This is a genomic window from Pseudoalteromonas sp. TB41 (assembly GCF_000497975.1).
GTDB lineage: Bacteria > Pseudomonadota > Gammaproteobacteria > Enterobacterales > Alteromonadaceae > Pseudoalteromonas > Pseudoalteromonas tetraodonis.
The window spans coordinates 25,328-50,110 of record NZ_AUTH01000020.1 but is presented as its reverse complement, the minus strand read 5'-3'; the positions used below and the strand labels follow the sequence as shown (position 1 = coordinate 50,110).

At 40.3% G+C, this 24,783-nt stretch carries 19 protein-coding genes; 4 read left to right on the top strand and 15 right to left on the bottom strand.

Translation table 11 applies throughout. The features are described from left to right. Positions 1-8: 8 nt before the first annotated feature. Entirely contained in the window at positions 9-1,004 is a 996-nt protein-coding gene (locus L641_RS0103385; protein WP_024601134.1) for a two-component system response regulator, read from the top strand. Between the two features lie 47 nt (positions 1,005-1,051). Here L641_RS0103385 and L641_RS0103380 read toward each other — a convergent pair whose 3' ends face one another. Together L641_RS0103380 and L641_RS0103375 are read right to left on the bottom strand one after the other, a co-directional pair. Beyond that, positions 1,052-1,480 (bottom strand): VOC family protein, encoded by a 429-nt coding sequence (locus L641_RS0103380; RefSeq protein ID WP_029750301.1) that lies wholly within the window; start codon positions 1,478-1,480, stop codon positions 1,052-1,054. Positions 1,481-1,484: 4 nt separating this feature from the next. Further along, entirely contained in the window at positions 1,485-2,141 is a 657-nt protein-coding gene (locus L641_RS0103375) for an HD domain-containing protein (RefSeq protein WP_024601132.1), read from the bottom strand. A gap of 139 nt (positions 2,142-2,280) precedes the next feature. Here L641_RS0103375 and L641_RS0103370 point away from each other — a divergent pair, with 139 nt between their 5' ends. Next, complete coding sequence (locus L641_RS0103370; RefSeq protein ID WP_024601131.1) at positions 2,281-3,471, top strand: class I SAM-dependent methyltransferase; 1,191 nt, start codon at positions 2,281-2,283, stop codon at positions 3,469-3,471. Between the two features lie 15 nt (positions 3,472-3,486). On the opposite strand, the gene L641_RS0103365 is transcribed toward L641_RS0103370, so the two are convergent. From L641_RS0103365 to L641_RS0103345, 5 genes are all read right to left on the bottom strand, one after another. After that, positions 3,487-3,783: a PilZ domain-containing protein gene (locus tag L641_RS0103365; RefSeq protein WP_010388503.1), complete on the bottom strand. Its 297-nt coding sequence runs from the start codon at positions 3,781-3,783 to the stop codon at positions 3,487-3,489. 8 nt (positions 3,784-3,791) lie between these two features. Next, positions 3,792-4,172, bottom strand: a complete 381-nt coding sequence (locus L641_RS0103360; RefSeq protein WP_010388500.1) for a response regulator — start codon at positions 4,170-4,172, stop codon at positions 3,792-3,794. A gap of 68 nt (positions 4,173-4,240) precedes the next feature. Further along, positions 4,241-8,128, bottom strand: a complete 3,888-nt coding sequence (gene hrpA, locus L641_RS0103355; RefSeq protein WP_024601130.1) for an ATP-dependent RNA helicase HrpA — start codon at positions 8,126-8,128, stop codon at positions 4,241-4,243. Positions 8,129-8,256: 128 nt separating this feature from the next. Then, positions 8,257-9,291, bottom strand: coding sequence for an isoaspartyl peptidase/L-asparaginase (locus L641_RS0103350; RefSeq protein ID WP_013465240.1), 1,035 nt, complete (start codon positions 9,289-9,291; stop codon positions 8,257-8,259). A gap of 124 nt (positions 9,292-9,415) precedes the next feature. Beyond that, positions 9,416-10,120: a SapC family protein gene (locus tag L641_RS0103345; protein WP_013465241.1), complete on the bottom strand. Its 705-nt coding sequence runs from the start codon at positions 10,118-10,120 to the stop codon at positions 9,416-9,418. A 305-nt stretch (positions 10,121-10,425) separates the two neighbouring features. On the opposite strand from L641_RS0103345, the gene L641_RS0103340 reads away from it, so the two are divergent. Beyond that, complete coding sequence (locus L641_RS0103340) at positions 10,426-11,136, top strand: DUF6445 family protein (protein ID WP_024601129.1); 711 nt, start codon at positions 10,426-10,428, stop codon at positions 11,134-11,136. A 3-nt stretch (positions 11,137-11,139) separates the two neighbouring features. Here the strand turns inward: L641_RS0103340 and L641_RS0103335 are convergent, their stop codons facing one another. The 8 genes from L641_RS0103335 to L641_RS0103300 form a co-directional block, all read right to left on the bottom strand. After that, a complete protein-coding gene (locus L641_RS0103335) occupies positions 11,140-12,675 on the bottom strand; it encodes a tryptophan halogenase family protein (RefSeq protein WP_024601128.1) in 1,536 nt (511 codons plus the stop codon). 76 nt (positions 12,676-12,751) lie between these two features. Further along, the gene (locus L641_RS0103330) at positions 12,752-15,370 is read right to left on the bottom strand and encodes a TonB-dependent receptor (protein WP_024601127.1); all 2,619 of its coding nucleotides are present in this window, start codon (positions 15,368-15,370) and stop codon (positions 12,752-12,754) included. A 580-nt stretch (positions 15,371-15,950) separates the two neighbouring features. Next, entirely contained in the window at positions 15,951-16,661 is a 711-nt protein-coding gene (gene pgl / locus L641_RS0103325) for a 6-phosphogluconolactonase (protein WP_013465246.1), read from the bottom strand. A 3-nt stretch (positions 16,662-16,664) separates the two neighbouring features. Beyond that, positions 16,665-18,137, bottom strand: coding sequence for a glucose-6-phosphate dehydrogenase (gene zwf, locus L641_RS0103320; protein WP_013465247.1), 1,473 nt, complete (start codon positions 18,135-18,137; stop codon positions 16,665-16,667). A gap of 234 nt (positions 18,138-18,371) precedes the next feature. Continuing rightward, a complete protein-coding gene (gene pgi / locus L641_RS0103315) occupies positions 18,372-20,018 on the bottom strand; it encodes a glucose-6-phosphate isomerase (RefSeq protein ID WP_024601126.1) in 1,647 nt (548 codons plus the stop codon). Positions 20,019-20,337: 319 nt separating this feature from the next. Continuing rightward, on the bottom strand, positions 20,338-22,593 hold the full coding sequence (locus L641_RS0103310; protein WP_024601125.1) for an aminotransferase class V-fold PLP-dependent enzyme: 2,256 nt from the start codon (positions 22,591-22,593) through the stop codon (positions 20,338-20,340). A 107-nt stretch (positions 22,594-22,700) separates the two neighbouring features. After that, a complete protein-coding gene (locus L641_RS0103305) occupies positions 22,701-23,777 on the bottom strand; it encodes an AI-2E family transporter (protein WP_016900418.1) in 1,077 nt (358 codons plus the stop codon). Further along, on the bottom strand, positions 23,770-23,988 hold the full coding sequence (locus L641_RS0103300; RefSeq protein WP_013465251.1) for a hypothetical protein: 219 nt from the start codon (positions 23,986-23,988) through the stop codon (positions 23,770-23,772). Before L641_RS0103300 ends, L641_RS0103305 begins: the two co-directional genes overlap by 8 nt. A 143-nt stretch (positions 23,989-24,131) precedes the next feature. Between L641_RS0103300 and L641_RS0103295 the strand changes: the two genes are divergently transcribed. Then, positions 24,132-24,782, top strand: coding sequence for a hypothetical protein (locus L641_RS0103295; RefSeq protein WP_024601124.1), 651 nt, complete (start codon positions 24,132-24,134; stop codon positions 24,780-24,782). Position 24,783: the final 1 nt, after the last annotated feature.

Genomic DNA, 24,783 nt, shown 5'->3' with positions numbered 1-24,783 from the left:
GGATGACGATGGATCAATCGATAAGTCAGGCGCGAATATTAATCGTCGATGATGAACCTGCAAATTTAAAAGTAATGCGCGAGGTCTTAGCGAGTAACTACCGTTTATCGTTTGCTAAATCGGGGGCTGTGGCACTGCAATTAATAGAAAACGATCCGCCAAAACTCATTTTACTTGATGTAATGATGCCAGATATGAATGGCTTTGAAGTGTGCAAAATTTTAAAAGCTAATCCTAAAACCGCACACATTCCGGTCATTTTTGTCACCGCACTCACGCAAGAACAAGATGAATCGGAAGGGTTTTCGCTAGGTGCGGTTGACTATATAACCAAACCTATTAGCCCTGCGATAGTAAAGGCAAGGGTAAAAACTCATCTTTCTTTAGTACAAGCCGAGCAACTAAAACAAGCACATGTAGATTTAGTTGAGCGATTGGGTCGCGCGGCAGAGTATAAAGATACTGATACGGGTGAGCATATTGCACGAATGAGCCAATACAGCAAAGTACTTGCTTTAGCGTTGGGAATGAACGAACAACACGCTGAGTTATTGCGCCAAGCTGCACCAATGCACGATGTCGGAAAAATAGGTATTCCTGATTCGATACTGTTAAAACCAGGCAAATTAACCCCCGACGAATTTGCACACATGAAAGAGCATGCCGCTATAGGAGCTAAAATATTGGCCAACTCACCCTCCCCTTTGTTGCAACTTGCCCACGTACTGGCAATTGAACATCATGAGAAATGGGATGGCACAGGCTATCCTAATGGATTGAAAGGCGAGGAAATCTCCATTGAGGGGCGGATTGTAGCGATTGCTGATGTATTTGATGCACTCACATCAAAACGTCCTTATAAAGAGCCTTGGAGCATTGAGCAAACAATAGAACATATGCAGCACCAAGCGGGAAAACACTTTGACCCTCAGCTGGTTGATCTTTTTATTAGCAAAATAGACGCTATTTTAGCGATAAAAAAGGCTCATCAAGAACGCGATTAAATCGTCTCTTTTTTGAACAAATATTACTGCACAAAGTTCAACAGGACCTAGCCTCTTTTGGCATTGTGAGAGCCTAACGCTACAGCTGGAAAATGCTGTTTTATAATGCGGTAGTCATGGGAAGTGATCTCATGGCTATTCCCACTGTTATCTTTAAAATACATAGAAAAAGTCACGCCATGATCAGCCAGTATCGTTTTAATTTCAAGCTGCTCAAAATGTGCTAACCACGCTATAAATTGCTCACCGATTGCAGCAAAAGCGATTCCTTTACTTCGCCCTGGCGCCTCAAATAAAGCTAAACGTGTCGATCCGTTTTCATCTTCAAGCGTTAAAGGGCCTTTGCCTTCTTCATTCCAAAATGCTAATTCCTCTACTACAGTAAAACCAAGCACCTTTTCATACCAATCAACGGCTTGGGTGAGGCTTTGAACATTTAAATGACAATGATCAATACCGCTCAATTTTGGCCTCACTGTCTTACCCTCCAATTTCAGATTTTAACTGCTCTAAAAAGTCATACATATAATCTGTTCTTCTAAGTGCTTCAGCTTTAGCTGAAGGTGTATTCATACTTTTTGCAATATGCAGCAACTTTATAAAAAAATGATCTAAGGTGTACTGTTTATCATCAGGTTCACGCTCTAAACAAAATGGATCATTAGGATTGTATAAAAGTCGGCTTATTGAGCCCCCCACTTTCATACAACGACTAACACCAATAGCCCCTAAAGCATCCATTCTGTCAGCATCTTGTACAATCTGTGCTTCAACGGTTTTAATAGCAATATTGGCGCTAAAACTATGCGCGGCAATAGCATGGTGAATATCATCAAATAGCGCTTCATCATAGCCAATAGACGCTAAAAAACTAATCGCTTTATCGGCAGCCATTGTTGATGCTTTCGCTCTGTCTGGATGATTTTTTGCCACCGCAACACAATCATGTAACCAAGCAGCAGGCAATACAATCGCCATATCAGCCTGCTCTGCCATACATAGCTGCACAGCAACACGCACTACCCGTTCAATATGGGTAATATCATGGGCAACATCCGCATGTACTAAGGATGTAATAAAGTCTCTGCATTGCTGATTAAGTTGCTGTAATGAGGGGCTAAGAGCTGAATTGTCCACCGAATTTCCAAAAATCTATTTAAACGAGTTAATAATGGCTACTTTACCGCGATTTATAAGCCCCTTGCAAAACATTCATTGTATGTTGCGCGAGCCTTGACTAAAATACAGCGCTTATTTATTACTACAGAGAAGCCTTATGTCATCTGCCGTTTACCTGCAAGCTGGTCGCGATAAATCATTAAAAAGAAAACACCCTTGGTTATTTTCTAAAGCCATCAAAAAAATTAAAGGTAAACCTGGATTAGGTGACACGGTAACCATACACGACAGTGAGGGTAAATTTTTAGCCACCGCAGCTTACAGTCCTCATTCACAAATACGTGCTCGTGTTTGGAGCTTTGACGAAAAAGAAGTGATTGATCAACATTTCTTTGAGCGTCGTCTTCGCCGTGCTTTAGAAGCTCGCAGCCATGCAATTGAAGAAGGTGGACTTACCGGCTTTAGGTTATGTGCAGCAGAATCAGACTACTTACCCGGTATTACCATAGATAAGTTTGATAATGTAATTGTGTGTCAATTACTAAGCGCAGGCGCAGAACGTCATAAAGGTGAGATTGTTGGTGCTTTAATGGCTATTTTCCCAGGCTCTACTATTTATGAGCGCTCAGATGTAGATGTTCGAACCAAAGAAGGGCTAGAGCCTATTAAGGGCGTACTTTGGGGGAGTGAACCCACTGCACCTGTCATAATTGAAGAAAATGGTTTAAAAATTGAAGTTGATATTCTAGAAGGCCATAAAACTGGTTTTTATTTAGATCAACGAGATAGCCGTGCTGCACTGGAGCGTTTTTCAAAAGACAAAACCGTATTAAATTGCTTTAGTTATACGGGAACGTTTTCTCTTTATGCCCTGCGCGGTGGCTGTAAACATGTAACCAATGTTGATGTTTCACAACCAGCACTTGATACAGCAAAGCGCAATGTTGAGCATAACAACCTTGATTTAAATAAAGTCGACTTTGTAAAACAAGATGTCTTTAAATTATTACGCCAATACCGTGAAGACGGGGTGATGTTTGATACGATCGTTATGGACCCGCCTAAATTTGCCGATAACAAGGCGCAGTTAACTGGCGCGTGTCGTGGTTACAAGGACATCAATATGATTGCGATGCAAATATTAAAGCCCGGCGGCACTTTGCTAACATTCTCATGCTCTGGTTTAATGGAACAAAACTTGTTTCAAAAAGTAGTCGCAGATGCAGCCCTTGATGCAGGTAAGGATTTACTGATCATGGAGCGCTTAAATCAAGCAGCTGACCACCCTATTGCAGGTAGCTATCCTGAAGGTTTTTACCTTAAAGGGCTTATTTGTAAGGTTTACTAAAAACTAATTAAGTAGTTAGTTAAACTCTACAATTTCAAGCCCTGCGGTTATCGTGCCATCCTCTTCGGTGCTGGCACGTATTACCTTAACGGTGGCTTTTAACGGTGCAATGCTCGGATGTGTTGATGCAATATCAACCGATAAAATTGAGTTAAGCTCTAACAAATCATCGAGTTGTAATGAAAGACCCGTTGCACTTAAATCAAGGCAGGTGCCAGTGTAACTGAGCCCAGCAACAGGCTCTATTGAGGTTAACTTCGCTGGCGTGTTAACCTGCATACGTCTATAGTTTCGCTTATCTTCGGTAAACATAATTCCCTCTACACAATATTATTAATTTTTTCTCGTAGTACGGCGATAGAAAAAGGTTTTACAACGTAAGCATCACACCCTGCGTCAAAGCCAGCTTGTTGTTCAAGCTCCGACTCAAGTCCAGATATCATGACCACCGGAATGTTTTTTGTCTCTGGCGTGTGTTTAAGTATGCGACACGTATCATAACCGTCGAGTCCTGGCATACACACATCAAGCAAAATAATATCGGGCGGATTTGCAATCGCAGATGCTAAACAACTTTTACCAGAATCAGCATAGCTCAAATCAAATGTTGATGCTAACCCTGCTTTGAGTATTTCAAAATTGAAATACTCATCATCAACCACTAACAACTGTCGCGCTCTGTGTTTTATTAATGAGGACATAGGTATGTCATTTCCTTCTCAAGTTAGTCCCTCTGTTAACTTACTTAGCTTAATAGAGAATAAAGAGATTATTCAATTTCTTTTATCGCATTTAACACACGTTTTGCTGAAATTGGATAAGGCGTACCTAAGGTTTGTGCAAATAAGGATACGCGTAATTCTTGCTGCATCCAAAAAATAGCCTCAACATCAGTAGGCAATGGCATTCCTTTAGGTGTTTTATTCGTTAGTTTTTTATATTCTTGCGCTACTTTTTCAAGCTCTAACACACATAATCTATCACGATTTGGGTCAACAGGTAGTTTTTCTAGGCGTTTTTGAATCGCTTTTAAATAACGAATTAAATCGCCTAGTTTGTCTGCCCCATGTTGACTGACAAAGCCTTTAAAAATAAGCGACTCTAGCTGAGACTTAATATCCCCATGAGCGGTGATCATGGTTAAATCTACACGCCCTTTCATTTTTTTATGCAGTGCATGCGCAATACTCAGTACTTGCTCAACCTGCGTAGCAATGGCCACAACGGTATCGCCTAACTCGCCGCGAATATGCTCTTTAACCGTTTCAAATGCCTCACTTGTACGAATGTCACCATATTTAACTAATAGGCTATCAACACCCGATGCGATACAGTCATCAATTAAGTCTGCAATTTTACCAAAAGGATTAAAGTACAACCCTAGCTTAGCCTTGTTTGGTAAATTTTGCTGCAGGTATTTAATGGGTGATGGTACGTTTAATAACACTAATCGACGCAACCCCTGCTGGTGCGCTAATTGCGCTTTTATTTCGTTATCGAATAGCTCTACTGCGGCCGTTGATTTTTTATCCACTAGTGCTGGGTAGGCTTTAATTTCGTATTGACCTTGCTTTTTCACATACGATGTTGGTAACTCACCAAAATCCCACTGGGTTAAATCGGTTTTTTCTATGCCTTTGTCGGCCACTTTAGATAAGGTGTCTGTCACTTTGCCTTGAAGCTGCGCTTTAAGCTTAGCTAAATCGAGCCCACGGGCAAGAAGTTGGTCGTTTTCATCACGGACTTCAAACTGCAATCTTAAATGAGGAGCAAGGGCTGTTAAATCCCACGCCTCGGGGTCGACTCGCACGCCAGTCATGCGCAATAACCGATTACTTAGTGAGTCGATTAACGAGCCTTGTAGAGGCTCTATGGCCGCTAACACCGCATCGGCATAATTAGGCGCAGGGACAAAGTTACGGCGAAGTGACTTTGGCAATGACTTGATTAACCCACAAATTAGCTCATGACGAAATGCCGGTATATGCCAATCAAAGCCACTTTCTTGCACTTGGTTTAACAGTGCAACGGGTATTTGTACGGCAACGCCATCAACCGCTTGGCCTGGATCAAAGTGATAGGTAAGCGGCAGCATCAAATTATCTTGCTGCCAAGTATCAGGGTAGTCAAATTCGGTAATGCTGCTGGCGCCATGTTGCATGAGCTCTTCGCGCGTCATGTGCAGGTAGTGTTTGTCTTGTTGTTTTTGTGTTTTATACCATTTGATAAACGCAGCACGATTGTTAATATCGCTGGGTATTTTCTTCTCGTAAAACTCAAACAAGGTTTGCTCATCAACTAAAATATCGCGTCTACGAGACTTGTTCTCGAGCACTTGAATATCTTCAATTAATTCGCGGTTATACGCTAAAAATGCTTCATTTAATCCAAGCTCTTGTTCAACCAGCGCCGAGCGGATAAATAATTCGCGGCTTACTTTAGGATCAATCTTGCTATACACACACCGGCGTTTATTAACGATAAGCAGGCCGTAAAGTGTTTGTTGCTCAAAGGCAATGACTGCACCGGGCTTTTTCTCCCAGTGTGGCTCTGTATAGCTTCGTTTTACCAAATGTTGAGCAAACGGTTCTACCCAGTTCACATCTATTTTGGCATTAATACGGGCATAGAGTTTACTGGTTTCTACCAATTCAGCCGACATCATCCACTTGGGGCTCTTTTTAAACAAGCCAGATCCTGGAAAAATATGAAATTGGCTATTACGTGCGCCTTTATACAGCTGCTTTTCGTCTTTAAAACCGATATGACTGAGCATGCCACTTAACAGTGCTTTGTGAATAAGCTCGCTGTCTGCAACATTAGTGGTGGCTTTCATTTTCATTTCATTGCACACAGTGCTGATTTGATAAACGATGTCTTGCCATTCACGAATACGCATATACGCTAAAAAGTCTTTTTGACATAGCTTTCTAAACTGGCTATTGGTCAGCTCACTTTGCTGCTCTTCGAGGTAATTCCACAAGTTTAAAAAGGCGATAAAGTCAGAGTCTGGATCGTCAAAGCGACCGTGTTTTTCATTCGCTGCCTGGCGTTTTTCTTGTGGTCGTTCTCGTGGGTCTTGAATTGAGAGCGCAGCAACAATAATAATCACCTCACGCAATGCACCCAGCTTATGCGCAGTCAGCACCATTTTTGCTAAACGCGGATCCACTGGCAAACGACTCAGCTCTCGACCAGATTGCGTTAAACTGGTTTTTTGATGACGTTTAGCTTCTTTTACCGCTTCTAACTCTTCAAGCAGTGTTAAACCATCGTTAATGTTGCGGCTATCTGGGGCTTGCACAAAAGGAAATTGCGCCATATCACCCAATCCTAATGCCAGCATTTGTAAAATAACTGATGCTAAGTTAGTACGCAATATTTCAGGATCGGTAAATTCAGGACGCGATAAAAAATCGTCCTCTGAATACAAGCGAATACAAATACCCGCTTCAACACGTCCACAACGCCCCATTCGCTGATTAGCACTGGCTTGCGAAATAGGCTCTATGGGTAAACGTTGAACCTTTGTACGGTAACTGTAACGACTAATACGCGCCGTACCCGGGTCAATAACATAACGAATACCTGGCACCGTTAGCGATGTTTCAGCGACGTTGGTTGAGAGAATAATGTGGCGGCGCGAATGCGGCGCAAAAATACGATTTTGCTCAGCGTTCGATAGCCTTGAATACAAAGGTAATATATCGGTGTGTTTTAAATTACGCTTACTTAGTGCATCGGCGGTATCGCGTATTTCTCGTTCACCGTTTAAAAATATCAGAATATCACCGGGGCCTTCAGCGCAAAGCTCATCAACCGCATCAAAAATCCCCTGTAACTGGTCGCCTTCGGCTTCCATGTCTTCTTTTTGGATATCACTGATGGGGTTATAGCGTACATCCACAGGGAATGTCCGGCCTGATACTTCAATAATTGGCGCATCATCAAAGTGCTTAGAAAAACGTTCTGGATCAATGGTCGCTGAGGTAATAATAACTTTTAAGTCAGGACGTTTAGGAAGTAAATTTTTAAGGTAACCTAAAATAAAATCAATGTTTAAACTGCGCTCATGCGCTTCATCAATAATAATGGTGTCGTATTGATTCAAAAAACGGTCTTGTTGTATTTCAGCTAATAGAATACCGTCGGTCATCAGTTTTATATAACTGTTATTAGAAACCTGATCGCTAAAGCGAATTTTAAAACCCACTTGCTGACCAAGCTCGCATTGCATTTCTTCTGCTATACGATTGGCAACGCTACGTGCAGCTAAACGTCTAGGTTGAGTATGGCCTATATACCCATCAACCCCGCGGCCTAACTCTAAACACATTTTAGGAATTTGTGTGGTTTTACCTGAGCCGGTTTCACCAGCAATGATCACCACTTGATTATTAGCAATGGCTTCTTTAATGGTGTCTTTTTTTTGACTGACCGGTAATTGCTCAGGATAAGTAACGTTAGGTAGCCCAGCTAAACGCTGCTCGCGAAGCGATTGACTGCGACTGATATCAGCCGTAATTTTTTCAAGCGCACTGGTAAGTTTTGCCTCGTCGGTAATTTTTTTTACGCCATGAAGGCGCTTTTTAAAACTGAATTGATCTTTTTTTAAGCACGTTTTTAGCTCGCCAAACAACTGACCTAGGTTTACCACCTGCATACCTTATAAAAATTAGTCAAAGAGTCCCGATTGTAGCAAATTAAATGGCTGGGGTTAATCCTGTAAAGGACATAACAATCAGCGGATTATTATATAAACCTCCAGCCACTAAAGAAAAACGCTTATTCGTCGCTAAAAATACCTACATAAGTCGCTTGCGTATTCGATTTACTCGCACGGTACATGCCTGTGGTGTTAAACGGCAGGCTAATATTGCCTTTTGTATCAACAATAATAACACCGCCTGTGCCGCCAATCGGTTTAAGCACCCCATTTATTACTTCATCCCCGGCTTGAGCAATGGTTTTACCTTGATATTTTACTCGTGCGCAAATATCGCTTGCCACATTATAACGAATAAAATATTCGCCATGGCCGGTTGCCGATACTGCACACGAGGCGTTTTCTGCAAAGGTACCCGCGCCAATAACTGGTGCATCACCAATACGGCCAAAACGTTTTGCGGTCATTCCGCCAGTTGACGTACCCGCGGCTAAATTACCTTGTTTATCCAGTGCAACCGCACCCACAGTCCCCATTTTATAATTAGCGGGTAACGCCTTGTGCGCTGCTTGATAATCTTTATTGGTGCTTTTGCTCGCCTCTAGTTTTTCCTTTGCTTTTAATAAAGCTTCATAGCGATGCTTTGTATCAAATATATTATTCTCTACTAAGCTAACTCCTTGCTCTTTAGCAAACTCTTCTGCACCTTGGCCACTTAACATCACATGCACTGATTTTTCCATCACTAAACGGGCAAGTTTAATTGGACTTTCTATATGCTTAATGCCCGAAACCGCTCCAGCTTGGCGGTTACGACCATCCATAATAGAGGCATCTAACTCATGGCTACCATCATAGGTGTATACCGCGCCGCGTCCGGCGTTAAAATAAGGCGATTGCTCTAACACTTCAATGGCTGCTGTGACTGCATCAAGGCTTTCTCCGCCTTGTTCAAGTACCTTATACCCAGTCTCAACAGCTTGAGCTAATTTATCGCGGTAAGCTTGCTCTTGAGCAGGTGTAAATTTACTTTTTTCGATTGTGCCTGCCCCGCCATGAATCGCAATGGCAAACGGCGTGCTCGCACTCAATGCAGATGAGCTCACACTCATTAAACTACCGCAAAGCAGTCCTAGTAATAGTGATTTTTTCATTGTGCGTTCTTTTGTTAGTTAAGATTAAAACTAATGTGAATGGTTACGTGGGGTTTTTCAAGTGAACTGAGTTTAATGGCATAAAAAAAGCGCCCTGAGGCGCTTTTTGAATTCTGTTTAAAAATTACGCTTGTTGCGCTTTTAAACGTGCTAAACGTGCTACTTGGTGAGTAGACGTTAAGAAAGAATAGATAGGTGCTAAATAACCGCGTTTACGAAGCTCTAGAAAGTCTGCATCGCTTAGCTCATTTAGTTTTTTCTCATCGATAAGGTAAATACCGTTGATGTCTTTTTTCTCGCCTTTAATATCAACCGTTAGCGTTTGTGCTACTAGTAATTCTTTATCAGCAAGGAATTTAGTAAACGCATCAGTGACTTGTGAAAACTCAATGAACGATACTAACGCTTCTTTACGACGCTTAAGGTAATCAGTTTCTTCACCGTTTTCGAATAATGCATTACCCTCTTCTTCACCAACTAATGAGCTCGCTTCGTCAATTACAATACCAAATTGATCTTGCTCAGGGTGCTTTACTAAACCTAATGGGTAACGCGTTGTTGCCATAGGTGCAAATGCTGCTGTCCATTTGTCGCCATCAACAAATAAGTTTTCGCCAGGCTCTAGGCCAAACATAGCAACCGCTTGAAAAGTACCTGTTTCGTTATTTTTAACAAAAGACATTGGAAACTCATTGGCGATACGCGCAAACTCGTGTGCTACAACTGGCACTAAGTGTTGAGTTTTCATAAATTCGATATTGATGCCATTTTTAATTTTAGTGTTGGCATGTTTTTCGTTGTGTAAAGGCTGTACTTGTTGCTCCGCCATGTTACTGCTCCGTTATTTATTAATTTGATTTATTACTATTAGTGGCCTAAGGCTAATGGTTTTGGTGACAAAAAGGAAGTGAAAATTTTGTGTCATTTTGTACGTTATTAATTAACAAAAACATTATCGCTGATTATTTAGACAAATATATAAAAAACGTTACTTTTGCCAACGTTCACTGGTCTATTAGCCATTAAATACACTCGCTGATAGCTTTGACAGCGTTGTCAGAGGTGATATATTAATTTTACAGCGAGGTAAGATGTTTACACTTAAATATTCTCATCAAAAATTAGACCTTAAAAATGAAAAATTTAACCATAAATCCACAGTTAAAAATTGAAAAGTTGATGATCCCTGGCACACAGGTATACGCTTACGTTGTTGATGATTTTCTTTTAGATACAAGTAGTGTAATGAATTTTGCCCATAACATAGCTTACTTTAATCCTATGTTTTCAGATAATTCCTTTTATCCGGGGATCCGCGATAATATGCCACAACCGTACTTGAGGTTGCTGCACGCATTTTTTCAAAATGAAATACTGCCTAAAATAGAAAACAAAAACTACCACGAGTCTATTCTTCATAAAAGTTTGCTTTCATTAGTTTCATGTAAACCGGCTAATTTAATTGTCGATCAAAAAGTGCCCCATATCGATTCATGTGATGAAAGAGACTATGCGTTTGTGCATTATTTATCTGGTGAGGAACTCGGTGGCACCAGTATTTATAAATACATACCGCAAAACATTATTGAATTTAAAGAGCAACACAAACCACTATTGGCAGATATAGTTAACGATGTTAAAAATAACCCTGATGAACATCAAGGCTATTTAGCAGGTACCACTAGCTTATTTGAGCAGGTGTTTAAAATAGATGCTAAATTTAATCGCCTAGTTATTTACCAAGGTAACTTATTACACAGTGCAAATATTTACTCTGAGCAAAGCTGCTTAGCCGATGCTAAAAAAGGCCGTCTGTCGATAGCCTCTTTTGCAAGTGTAAGATAAGGGTTAGATTGACTGAAGCCCATACTGTTTAATTTTATTTAAAAGCGCTCTGTGATCAGGAAGCTTATTTATTAAATAGTGATCAATCTCAGCTCTTTGTTTTAAACGCGCTAAACAGTGTGCCTGTTCTTTACCGGGGCTGTTAGACGCCTTAGTATTGTAATTCATTCCATAAAGTACAAATAAGAAGTTCTCTAGATAAAACACTTCAAACTGACTAAAAAAATCATCTCTGACTGGGGTAAACTCTTTCCACAAATTAAGTTTTTCTTTTAATGACGAGGAAATAGTGTCTTGGTTTTTATTTGCTATCCAAAAAGCTGAATCAGTGCGGTCTGATATACAGTAGTGAAGTTTAATAAAATCAATCACCCGCTCCCATGCATACCCCATAGCATGATTAAAACGCTCTTCTAATTGCTCTAGCTGCGTTGTTGATGATGGGAAGCGCAACGTTAAAAATTTAGCTGAAAAGTCAGTTAATAATATTGACGTTGCCTCTAATGGTTCTAAAAACCCTTGCGCTAAGCCAAGGGCAACACAATTTTTATGCCAAAACTTTTTCCGGTAACCGACCCGCATTGGTATTTTTCTGTAGGTAAGATCTTGCTTACTGTCACCTAAATAACGGTCAAGTTTTTCATGTGCCTGTTCATCCGTCATATGGTTATCTGAATAAACAAAACCGACTCCACGCCTATTGGTGAGCGCTATATCCCAAATCCAGCCAGCTTGATGAGCGGTGGCAAGTGTATAAGGAGGAATAGCATCATCGGCTTTGGTTGGTACTTGTACCACTAATGCGCTGTTAATTAATAAACTCTCAGATACATCAACAAAAGGAATCTTTAACGCTTTTCTCATAAGTAAAGATTCAAAGCCTGAGCAGTCAATATAAAAGTCAAACTCAAGCTCTTCATTGTTATCTGTAATAAGTGCAGCAATAGCGCCGTCAACGCCAAGCTTTACCTGTGTAACATGGGTGTGTATATGCTCTACAGAAAATTTTTCTTTTGCATTACAAGCGAGTAGTTGTGCAAACTTGCCTGCATTAAAATGATACGCGTAAGCCAACTCCCCTTCATATTGAGCATTAGTAATATTTTTAGGTGCTAAGCCTGCCTCACAAATAACATGCTGAGAAGATAAGCCCTGCGCATAACTTTGACTTTCCTCTTTGTTATTTAACCAATAAGAAGTTAAATGCTTGGCATCATAAGGGCTTGGCACATCAAATAAATGATGAAAAAAGTTGCCTTCGCCATGTTTTTTCTTATCCATCCAGTTAATAAACTTTATAGACTGCTTGAACGTTGCATCACATTGCCTAATAAATTCATCTTCACGAATACCAAAGCTTTTTAGGGTATTCCTAATATCGGGGACTGTGCCTTCACCGACACCAATTGGCGGTATATCTGGGGACTCTATTAAAGTAACAGATATACCTTTACGATTGAGCATCTCTTTGCCAATGTGGTTTGCAGCTAACCACCCTGCTGTTCCACCACCTACAATTGCAACTTTTTTTATATCCATAAATCACCAATAAAGTTTAACCTCGTAAAAAAGCCCAGCAATGCTGGGCCTAGGTTATTTTTACTCATTTAGCGTATTAAAAACGCATTGTTACACCAAGCTTGTAACGTGCTTCACCTTCAAAACTCCACACAGGGAAGTCATTCAGTAAATCAGGGTTTGGTAATGAGGTAGATGCATCATTGTTACCCAGCTGAACGCTGTCTTCCTCTGTTAAGTTAATCCCTTCGAAAGTGACATCTAAGTAATCAGTTACAGAGTATGTTGCACTGAAATCTAGCTGTCCGTAGTCTTGATGTTCGCGGTTACCGTACCAACCTGGTGCTTCACGAATAATAAACTCTGAACGCCAGTTATATGCTAAACGAGCAGAAAAATCATCATTTTCATAAAAACCAACTACGTTATAGCTGTTTTTCGATGAATCAGAGAATACCCCAACACGGTCTGGGTAGTTTTCTGCTGGTGCTTTCGCATCTGAATAGGTGTAGTTAAATGAATAACCAAAGCCGTTATCGAATGAATCTTGAATTTGGAACTCAATACCTTCAATTGAACCACCCGTACCATTTGTCGATGAGCTTACTGTCCAACAGTCATATTGCTGAGCACCACACGGTGGCTCGCCGGCATCTGGGTTAGTCGTATAAACTGGGATGTCGATACCAATTTGTTGATTGGTTTGTTGTTGGGTAGAAATAAATGAGCTTACTTCTTTAGTGAAGTATGTGACGCTTAACATAGCATCGTCATCAAAATACCATTCAACACCAATGTCTGCTTGGAACGCTTTAAATGGACTTAAACCTACATTACCCGTATTTAAAACTTCATTTAAAGGACGGTTATCTGTATAACCCGCTAGATTACGCGTTGCAAATAAATCTGCGTAATTAGGGCGAGAGATAACTTGTGCTGCTGAGGTACGTAAGATTAAGTCGTCAGCTAAATCCATAACCACGTTTAAGCTTGGTAAGAACTCACTGTAATCGGCTTTGTCTGTAGATAACGTCGAGTCGTAAACACCTTCATCACTTAAATCATAGTAATCTGACGAAATATCAGTTGATATATAACGAACACCTAAATTACCGCGAATACCACCGGTGTCAAAATCAGCCATCGCATATAAAGCAAAGTTTTCTTCTTCTATGGTGCCGTATGCTTGTGGACGTGCTGTATAACCTTCTGTCATTGCTAATGAATCAGCAATCATTAGATCCATATCGGGTTCAGGTATTACAAAACCACCACCGGCAGTCACGGTACCTGGGTAGTATTCATTAGCATTACGTACAGGTACTAAATCGGCATTCACATTGGCTGCATTACCATCTTGTACAACTTTGTGATCGGCATATCTTAAGCCCGTTTTAATTGCGGTAATAACACCAAGCTCAACAGGAATTTCAAAGTCTAAATTTAAGTAACTTTCTTCATCTGAATCAGGGTTGTATTCAGGCGCCCAAGTTTGTGGGCTGATGGTATCAGGTAAAATGCTAGCATCGTATGATTGGTTAGCTAAATTAAATCTAGTCACGTCGCCAGTCATATCAATAGACCCATTTAAGTCGCTATTGTTATTTGCAAACATACCATAGTTTGCCGTTGTTACATCACTGTCTGCGCTTGTTTTACCTACACGACCTTTAAAGGTGAATAACTCTGAGTCATATTTCCAATCTAAGTCAACAGTATCAGACTTCATGCTTGCTTTACGCGCCCATGTTTGGAAAAAAGCCGTGCCATTGCCGTCGATATTACGCGAAACACAGTTACCTGAGGCGTTCGTTTGTTCACATGAACCATCACCTGGGAATATAATGATTTGCGAGTTAGCATTGTTAGCATCTAGCTCTAAACTTGTATAAGTTAGACCTAAAACTAGCGAATCTGATGGCTGATATTGCATAGCTACGTTATACGCAGTACGCTCACGAGCTTGCTGGAAGGTTGTGGGTGCCATACCGCCACTCCAACCACCTGACGATTCAATACCGTTACGTTGATAATCTACTTCTGATAATGAACCCGCAGCTAAGATACCAAATGTTTCACCATCATTTTTCCAGCTGTACAAGCCTGAAAGCTCAGGATCTGTCTCCTCAGATACTGTACCGTAATCAGCTTTAACACTAGCAAATACAGTGTTTGCATCTAAATCTAGCGGTTTACGAGTTTTAACAATTACAGTACCGCCGATACCACCTTCAACTAGATTAGCTTGAGATGATTTATAAACTTCTAAGCCACCTACTAATTCAGAAGGTAGTAATGAATAATTAAAGCTACGATCGACCGCTTGTTGATCGAACCAGCTAGTTGAGGCAACAGTATGACCGTCAAGTAATGTGCGTGTTAATTGTGCTGATGCACCACGGATAGATACTTGCTGACCCTGTCCAAATTGACGAGATACACTGACACCAGAAATACGACCAAGAGATTCACCTACATCGCCATCAGGAAACTTACCAACGTCTTCAGCTGTTACAACATCAACAACGGCATTTGAAAAACGCTTGCCGTTTAAGTTTTCTTTATTTGAAGCGCGAATACCCGTAACTTGGATTACTTCAACATCTTCTTGAACTTTAGTTTCATCGGCTGCGAATGCAGCACCAGTGAACCCGGCTCCCATTACTAAGCCGATATTTACTGCTAATAAGCTTTTTTTAAAATTTTTAGCTAACACAGGATTCCCCTTGAATCATTTTGTTGGTTTTTGTTTATCATTTTGCCTACCGCCATGACAGCGCTGTCATAGTAGTAACAAACCATACATGCAAAATTACAATTTTGCTACATTTTTCCGCTCTTTTTGTATGAAAAATAGCTAATTCAACATTAAGCAAATGATTTTAAAGAAATTAATTATTGCATGAAAAAGCCGAATTAAATTTGTTTAATTCGTTCACATTTCCAGCATGTACTTGAAGCATTTTTAAATTGATTTTGTTTAAAACGACGTGGTGAGTAGGAATTTTCAAACCGTAAAACATGCTTGTGAGTTAGTGTTTAATAAATTTAACCATTTGATTTTTTTAGCTATAAGTAAAATTTATTCAGGATTTACAATCGGTGTAAAAGCCTATTTTATACTGCTAATTGTGGAGGCAATACTCAGCATTTCATCTTTATCTCTGCGCGGCTTTGTTTAATTCAGCAAAGAGTAAAACAGATCAGCAATAAAAAAGGTCAGTAGCAAAAGCGACTGACCTTTCATTAAACCATCAATACAAAGAGGTTTAGCGCACATCTAATTTATATTAAAATTAGGGCGCCCAATACACTTCAATGTTGATCTCTGGGTGATTTAATACCGCACGTAACGGCATGTCATTCACATCGCCCCCCGCTAAAGCTTGTTTATAAACAGCCAGCTTTTCATCGCCACTAATTAACAATTTAACCACTTTAGATTGTGCAATCGCATTTAACGTTAAGCTCATGCGCTCAGTAATACTGCCTGTTACGTCACTTTGTATCGCGTTGATAGCGCACACAAGTTGGCTTGAATCTAGGCCGTTTTTCAGGCCTTGTGCATGTGGGAATAATGACGCGGTGTGGCCATCTGGGCCCATGCCTAAAATAGTCACATCAAAAGGACGTTTTAATGCTTGAAACTGCGCTTCACAGGCATCAACCCCTTGCTCTGCAGTGGCTGCCGTATTTTTCATGCTAATAAAATTAGCCGCTGCACCATGGTTTTGTAACAAAGTACGCTTGATGAATGCTTCATTACTCTTTTCATGACTTGCCTCAACCCAGCGCTCATCAACCATAGCAACATCAATGTTTGCCCAATTTAAATCAAGGGTCGATAAATGTTTATAAGCCGGTTCTGGCGATGAACCGCCTGAAACCATTAATACTGCACGGCCATCACGTTCAATGCCATCACGTAAAGCATGCTCTAACGACTGAGATAATTCATCAGTCAGCGCAGCTTTATCGTCAAAAAACTTTTCTACTATTGTTGCCATCACTTATGCCTTATCGCCAGTATTAAACCAAACATGATTATTCTCTGCTAATAATTCATCTGCATCTTCAGGGCCCCAACTACCGGCTCTATACAGTGCTGGTTTACCTTTTTCTTGCCAACGTTCAATTATTGGATCAATCCACTTCCATGCTTGGCGTACTTCATCACGATGAATAAATAATGATGGATTATTCGCTGCAGCATCAAGCATTAAACGTTTGTAAGCATCTGAGTGAAAGCCATTACTATATGCTTGCGACAGCTCAATGTTCATCGTTACAGGTTCAAGTTGCATGTCTAAATTATCTAAACGCTTCGACATCAGCGTTAATTGAATGCTTTCTTGTGGTTGTAAACGGATCACCAAACGGTTTGGCTCGATATTACCTACGCTGTCCTCATACACGTTATGAGATACTTTTTTATATTCAACCACAATTTCAGCGCAGCGCTTTGCCATACGTTTACCGGTACGCAGGTAAAAAGGCACACCCGCCCAACGCCAATTATCAATGTGCGCACGAATAGCCACGAAGGTTTCAGTTTTACTTGCCCCTTCGTTTAGCTCTTCTAGGTAACCTGGGACTATTTTACCGTTTAAATCACCCGGTACGTATTGCCCACGAATAATATTGTCATCAACATCGCTGCCCTCTAATGGGCGTAATGCTTCTAATACTTTTAACTTTTCATTGCGAATACTATTGGCTTTAAGTTTATGCGGTGACTCCATTGCGACTAAGCAAAGTAGCTGTAACAAGTGGTTTTGCACCATGTCACGCAAGGCACCGGCTTTATCATAAAAACCAGCGCGGCTCTCAAGCCCTACCGTTTCTGATAAGCTAATTTGGATGTTATCAATCGATTTAGCATCCCACATGTTTTCAAATAATGAATTTGAAAAACGCAATGCCATTAAGTTTTGAACGGTTTCTTTACCTAGGTAGTGGTCAATACGGAAGATTTGATCTTCGTCGAAGTACTGTGCAATTTTCGCATTAATAACTTCTGCAGACTCGCCACAATAGCCAATTGGTTTTTCTACAACAACACGTGAATTGGCTGTTATTAATTTTTTAGTGGATAGAATTTCACAGCAAGTGCCATACACAGCTGGCGGAAGAGATAAGTAAAACACACGAGATTTATCGCTGTCGTCTTCATCAAGAATTTTTTTCAGTACATCCCAGTTATCATCCGCTTCGGTAACATTACTCACTACAGGCACTAAAAACGCTGAGAACGATTTCCAATCCTTAGCGTTATACTCGCCTTCGCTTAAAAATTCTTGTAATGCTTTGTGTGCGGTATCAATGTATTCATCACATTTACTTTGTTCGCGCACGGTAGGCAAAATACGTGAGCCTTGCGGTAAGTTACCTTCTTGATATGCTCGATACATTGCAGGAAGTAATTTGCGTAACGCAAGATCACCACCGCCCCCAAAAATTATAATATCAAAAGGATTAAGCATAGTTACTCTCTACGTTTATGCTACCTGCCACTACCGTATTGGTAATCAGTTATAGCGGTTTATTATCTGGATATGCAGGCCTTAGCACAAAGCCTACTAGTGTTGTTCGTTATATGCGCCATAAAAAATGGGTCTAGGGACACTGTAATTCCTCTCACAAAAATACAGGCCCTAGGACTCCAGCGCTACCCGTTCAAAGGTATTTGGTTACTTATTGTGTAATAAGTGAATGTGTTACTGCGTACGGTGTTTTTTGTAGTACGCCATTAAGCCCTGTGTTGAGCTGTCGTGCTCATTAACCACGTTATCGTCGGTTAATTCAGCTTCAATTTTAGAGGCTAAACCTTTACCAAGCTCAACGCCCCACTGATCAAACGAACATATTTGTAAAATAATACCGTGGCAAAAAATCTTATGTTCATACAGTGCAATTAAACGACCCACCGCTTTTGCATCAACCGTGTCTAATAATATAGACGTTGTTGGGCGGTTTCCTTGATGAATTTTATGCTTTAGTAGCATTTCAATTTGCGCAGGCGTTTTGCCTTTGGCTGTTAAATCAGCGGTTATCTGCTGCGCATCTACCCCGTTCATTAATGCTTCGGTTTGTGCAAAAAAGTTCGATAATAAAATATTGTGATGCTTATCAACGTTAACCTGTGGTTTTACAGAGCCAATAAAGTCCGCAGGGACAATTACATTGCCTTGGTGCAAACATTGATAAAACGCATGCTGGCCATTTATTCCCGTCATGCCCCAAATAATAGGCACGGTAGTGTAAGGTACGGTTTGCCCATCAAAAGTGACGTGCTTACCGTTACTTTCCATTTCACCTTGTTGTAAATACGCAGGCAACATATGCAATGCTTGGTCGTAAGGTAAAATAGCTTGCGAATCAAACCCTAAAAAGCTGGTATTCCATACACTCAACAGCGCCATAATTAAAGGAATATTCTGCTCGAGCGGTGCCGACTTAAAGTGCTCGTCAACTTCAAACGCCCCTTCTAAAATAGCTTCAAATGCTTCAAAGCCGGCATAAAGTGCAATAGGTAAACCAATGGCACTCCAAAGTGAAAAACGACCGCCAACCCAATCCCACATGGTAAATACGTTTTCGTCACTAATACCAAATGCCGCGGTTTTTTCTAAATTGGTGCTTACTGCCACAAAATGCTTTGCTATGGCGCTTTTATCTTTGGCGCTATTTAAAAACCAATCAACCGCTGTTTTTGAGTTGGTCATGGTTTCTGAGGTAGTAAAGGTTTTTGACGAAATAACAAATAACGTTGTTTCAGGGTCAACTTTATTCAATACTGACGCAATTTGTACGCCATCAGCATTAGAAACATAATGAACGTTTAACGGTTTATCAACCACTGCTTTAAGTGCTTCAGTTGCCGTTTGAGGGCCTAGGTTTGACCCCCCTACTCCAATACTCACTACATCTTTCACCGCTTTACCGGTGTAACCTAACCACTGCCCGCTGCGTACTTTTTCAACAAAGGTTTTAATTTTAGCAAGTTCGCTATCGACCGCCTCAGTAATATTTTCACCATCAACAATAAGCGGTGTATGGGCGCGATTTCTAAGTGCGGTATGCAATACGGCACGGTCTTCGGTGATATTTATTTTCTCACCGGCAAACATTTTTTCACGCCACGCTTCAATATCACACTCTTTAGCTAATGAGATTAATTGAGCGAAAACTTTCTCATCAATACGTTGTTTTGAATAATCAAACAATATACCGGGAATGTGAGTAGAAAATTGAGAAAAACGAGAATCGTCTTGTGCAAATAAAGTTTTCAGATGTGTTTGTGCCATCTTTTGTGCACTATTTTCTAGTGCTTGCCAACTTACTAACTCAGAACGGCTCGCCATGTAAACATCCCCTAATTTATTAATCTATTGATTTAAAGCGCTTTATTTAATTTCTTACGACGCAAAACAACCGAATTTTGTAAAAAGCAAAGCCCAATATTATAGCTTAAAAAGTCTAATTTGCGTTATTTTTATAAGCTTTGATGCAGATAATAGCGCAATTTTTTGCTTTTGACACCGGTATCATAAAATTAAAAATTGAATTTAACAACTGATCAGCCCCTCTCTTTAATGAAGATTTTATTAATTTCTAACTGATCCAAATTAAAGCGAGCAAAAAAAAGGCCGACAAATGTCGGCCTTTCCTCTAAAAAAACAATTAACCGGTTAACGCTAAACCACCTGATAAGTTATAAACACTGCTGTAACCAAGCTCAGTCAAATTTGCTGCCGCAATTTTTGAACGGTTACCACTGCGACACACCAAAATATACTGGTTGTTTTTGTCCAATTGGCCTTGCGTAAGTGCATGAGCCATTCGACTTAAAGGAATATTTAAGGTTTTAGCTATGGGTACGTTTAGCAATACGCTTAAATTATTAGCGCCATGTTCATAAGGTTCTCGGGTATCAATTAAATACGCATTGCCCTCTACCAGTATTTCTTTTGCTTGGTTAAAACTTAATTGCGAAGTTTCTACAGCAGGCTTAGCATTAACATAACCACAGAGCGTGTTGGCTTGTGTGTGTTGTTGTAAATCTGCTTGCTGTTTTTGTGCGGCAAATTCAGCGTCATCAATATCACCTTTAAGTAAGGCTTGTAACAATGGCGTTTGCTGCTGTTGAACAGCCCAGTTCATTGCAAAGCACTGTTGGTAATCATGCCCTGAACACACCACACTTTGCGGATTAAGCTCTGCTGCTAACATCGTCAAGGAATGCGCCATTTGCATTGCATCCCCGCCATCAAGCGCGGTATTTCCAAGCCCTGCAGGTAAAATTAAATCACCACAAAAGCAGTACTGAACATCTCCATTATTCGCTTTTAATAAATAACTCACGCTATCTTGGCTATGCCCTGGTGTGGCTAGCTTTTCGAGTACGTGAGTGGTTAATTGCAATGTGTCGCTATTCGTTGGCCAGCCTAATTTATCAACCTCTCCAGCGACTAGGTTTTCTTTAAGTGCGCTGCGCATTAAATCAAGTGCGCAGTGACGTTCTTGATGCTCGTGCGTGTTTAAAATAGCGGTAATAGTTAAATTTTGCGTAGTTACTATTTTTTCAAAGCGAGGGATCAGTTCAATAATCGGATCGATAATAAATGCATGTTGCTCATCTGTTACATACAACCAACTACATGCACCTTGGTGTCTAAATTGGGTAAGCCCTAAAGCACATACTTCTTGCAAAGGAAAACTGCTATCAGAAATCACTAAACAGTTAGCTTGTAATACGGTTTTAAGCGCTCTAATTTGTTCACATGCATCATCTATTTGCGCCATCGTAGCAGCAGGGCCAAATGACAAACGAATTGCGTTTTCACTTTGCCATTGTGAGGCTCCCATCGCATCAAGCACAAAGCTCTGCGTGGCTCCTGTACTGCATGCAGAACCACCGCTGACCCTAATACCTGCAGCGTCAAATAAATCAATAACTTCTTTACTAGTTAAATCGTTAACCGCAAAATTAAGCGTTGTGGGCACTGAGCAAGCAAAGTCATGATTAAAGGTAATACTTCCAAAAGTATCAACTAAGGCGCTATGCAGTTTATCCCGATACAAGTTAAGTACATCTATTGATTTAAAAGTCTCGTCTTGTTTATCTAGCAGCAAACTAAACAGCTTATTGAGCCCAGCTATACCAGGCAGGTTTTCTGTACCAGAGCGCATGCCACTTTCTTGGCCGCCACCGGCTATAAAGGGCGTGTATGGGCTGCCTTGACGAATATACAATAAACCTATGCCTTTAGGTGCATAAAGTTTATGCCCTGAAAAAGGCGCATAATCAATCGTTGTTTCACTTAGGTTGAGCTGTTGTTTGCCAAGCGCTTGTACACAATCAACCATCCAAGTGACTTGGCTATTACGACTACGAATCACCTTTTCTATGGCGCTTAGATCTTGGTAAACACCGGTTTCATTATTAACGGCCATCGTGCAAATCATCAAAGCGTTATCAATATGCTGAGCAATAAAGTCTAAATCTAAAATACCATCACGATTAACCGGAATAGCAATAATGTCAGCGTTAATCTCAAGCACTGTATTCCAATGCTTTAGCGTATTAGGCACCGCTTTATGTTCGGTTGCCCCATACAATAAAACGGGATTTGGCTTTGTATGGTGTTTTGCATTAATGAGCGTCGATACGATGGCGGTTTGAATCCCCTCAGTGGCACCGGAGGTGAATAAAATATCACCTTGCTGCGCGCCAATGACGGTACGGGCTTTTTGCCTAGTTTGTTCTAATAAGTGCTTGGCTTGAATGCCGGTTATATGAGGACTTGAGGGATTACCAAAACAAATTTGCATAGCATGGCACACCACCTCTGCAATACATGGCAATACAGGTGTGGTCGCATTTGCATCGAGATAAACTTGAGCTTTGGGTTCATCTGGCAATAAAAACTCTGACATTAAAAACGCACCTTATTACTAAAAAATATATCTTATTCCCAATAGTACATAGTTTTGACAGGAATGAATAATAATCTTTAGTAATTAAAGTGCGTTTACTATACCTTTTAGTTACCGAGCTCTTGCGCGAGTTCTTCGTGTTTGGATGACCAGGCATTAATAAGTGCTTTGACTAATGATGCTAATGGAATGGCAAAAAACACTCCCCAAAAACCCCATAGCCCACCAAAAAATAGCACCGCAACAATAATAAATACCGGATTTAAATCAACCGCTTCAGAGAACAATAAAGGCACCAATACGTTGCCATCGAGCGCTTGAATAATGCCGTATATAATTAAAACGGTCCAAAATTGAGTTTCTAAACCAAACTGAAACAGCGCTACTGCGGCCACTGGTATAGTTACTAACGCTGCGCCCACAAATGGAATAAGCACCGAAAAGCCTACGAGAACGCCTAAAAGCGCGGCGTACCGTAAGTCCAGTATGGTAAAAGCAATAAACGACACAGAACCAACAATTAAAATTTCAAATACTTTGCCACGAATATAATTCATGATTTGCTGATTCATTTCATGCCACACTTGTAAAATTAAGCGGCGTTGGCGTGGGATCATTTTAGCAATGCTGGCACTGAGCTCTACTTTATCTTTGAGCATAAAAAACACCAGTAGCGGTACCAAAATAAGGTAAATTAACCATGCTACAGCGTCTTTTAATGAATTAAGCGACGCAGATAATACCACTTGGCCAAAGTCGAGTACTTTGGTTTCAACGGTTACTACAATTGACTGTACTTGCTCTGCGCTGATAAGGCTGGGGTATTTATCAGGCAGATCGAGTAAAAACGATTTACCTTGTTCGACCATATGCGGTGTTTCTTGGACTAGGTTACTGCTTTGCTGCCAAAGCACAGGGCCTATAACCAATATTAAAGTGAGCATAATGCCAATAAATATCAGCATTACTATGCTGGTGGCAGTAAAACGCTTAAGGCCAAACCGTTCTAAGTGAACCACAGGCCAATCTAATAAATAAGCTATGATCAGTGCCACTAACACAGGCACAATTAATGGGCCAAAAAAATACAACATGGCAACCAGTGCCAACAATAAAAAAAGTAAAGTGACTGAATCAGGATCAGAAAACTTTTTTTCATACCATGCTTTTACATATTCAAACACGTAACGGCTCCACTAATAACAACCCCTGTTGTTTATTTAACTTGTAATAATACGCTTTTTTTTGCAAATATCGTTCAATATCATCAGTGTTTTGTTCTTGTGAGATATTAAAGGTAATTGCTTGTTTTAACGATATTGCATCACGCAGCCCTAATTTAAACTGAATAAATTGCTGTGGGCATTTATAAGCGCGTAAATTTAGCTCTAGCATACTCGTTTCGCTACCTATTCACATTAATAATAAGTCCTATAACAGGGCCAATTGAGATTAACCGCAGTTAAATTTAACTTTTTCTTAAAACAACCTCTGCAATGGTTTATCCTTATAACATCGTTAGCTATCAGGATACGTTAATGCCTAATTCGCATAATAAAGCGCAATTGCCTAGCAATCCAACTCTCAAAGAAATTAATTGGTTTAAAAAGCAAATTAATTGGGGGGAGCTGCCGCATTTTTATCATTTAGTGGCTTCATCGGTGAGTGAATGTGAAAGTATTTTAGATCACGGATTTGATAATGCCATCAAGCGTATTATCGACAAACGCAATTGGAATTTAGAAGCGCTGGGAATAGACCCCAACGAGCTTTATGAAAAAGAAAGCAATAACAAACCACGAATTTCACTGCATCAAGTGTTTACCGAGCGTGGTTATGAATTACAAGCCTTCCCTTTTTCTAATGATACCGCCATCGATAGGTACGCACGACATGATGAGACAATGGAGTTTAGATTATGGGATCCATTGACGATGAAAACCGTTATTCGCATTAATCAGTTACATAAATTCATTGGCTTTTACTTAGACCAAGGCGATGAGGCAGATAAAGCGCTTATATTACATTCTCACAAAGTGGTTCATAAAATTATTGCTTTTTTACAAACTCAATTGAACATTGTTAAGGTTGATGGGGTCACAATAAAGGCGTTTTATCAACTATGTGAAAAGGACAGCCGTTTATACACAGATGATCCTTCAAGTGCTAGTGCCCCTGATAAAAAATAAA

Bases quoted from the DNA above. Each gene is read 5' to 3' on its own strand.
- L641_RS0103385 (WP_024601134.1), top strand. From the start codon at position 9: ATGGATCAATCGATAAGTCAGGCGCGAATATTAATCGTCGATGATGAA.
- L641_RS0103370 (WP_024601131.1), top strand. From the start codon at position 2,281: ATGTCATCTGCCGTTTACCTGCAAGCTGGTCGCGATAAATCATTAAAA.
- L641_RS0103365 (WP_010388503.1), bottom strand. From the start codon at position 3,783: ATGTTTACCGAAGATAAGCGAAACTATAGACGTATGCAGGTTAACACG.
- L641_RS0103360 (WP_010388500.1), bottom strand. From the start codon at position 4,172: ATGTCCTCATTAATAAAACACAGAGCGCGACAGTTGTTAGTGGTTGAT.
- L641_RS0103350 (WP_013465240.1), bottom strand. From the start codon at position 9,291: ATGAAAAAATCACTATTACTAGGACTGCTTTGCGGTAGTTTAATGAGT.
- L641_RS0103345 (WP_013465241.1), bottom strand. From the start codon at position 10,120: ATGGCGGAGCAACAAGTACAGCCTTTACACAACGAAAAACATGCCAAC.
- L641_RS0103340 (WP_024601129.1), top strand. From the start codon at position 10,426: ATGAAAAATTTAACCATAAATCCACAGTTAAAAATTGAAAAGTTGATG.
- L641_RS0103335 (WP_024601128.1), bottom strand. From the start codon at position 12,675: ATGGATATAAAAAAAGTTGCAATTGTAGGTGGTGGAACAGCAGGGTGG.
- pgl (WP_013465246.1), bottom strand. From the start codon at position 16,661: ATGGCAACAATAGTAGAAAAGTTTTTTGACGATAAAGCTGCGCTGACT.
- zwf (WP_013465247.1), bottom strand. From the start codon at position 18,137: ATGCTTAATCCTTTTGATATTATAATTTTTGGGGGCGGTGGTGATCTT.
- pgi (WP_024601126.1), bottom strand. From the start codon at position 20,018: ATGGCGAGCCGTTCTGAGTTAGTAAGTTGGCAAGCACTAGAAAATAGT.
- L641_RS0103310 (WP_024601125.1), bottom strand. From the start codon at position 22,593: ATGTCAGAGTTTTTATTGCCAGATGAACCCAAAGCTCAAGTTTATCTC.
- L641_RS0103300 (WP_013465251.1), bottom strand. From the start codon at position 23,988: ATGCTAGAGCTAAATTTACGCGCTTATAAATGCCCACAGCAATTTATT.
- L641_RS0103295 (WP_024601124.1), top strand. From the start codon at position 24,132: ATGCCTAATTCGCATAATAAAGCGCAATTGCCTAGCAATCCAACTCTC.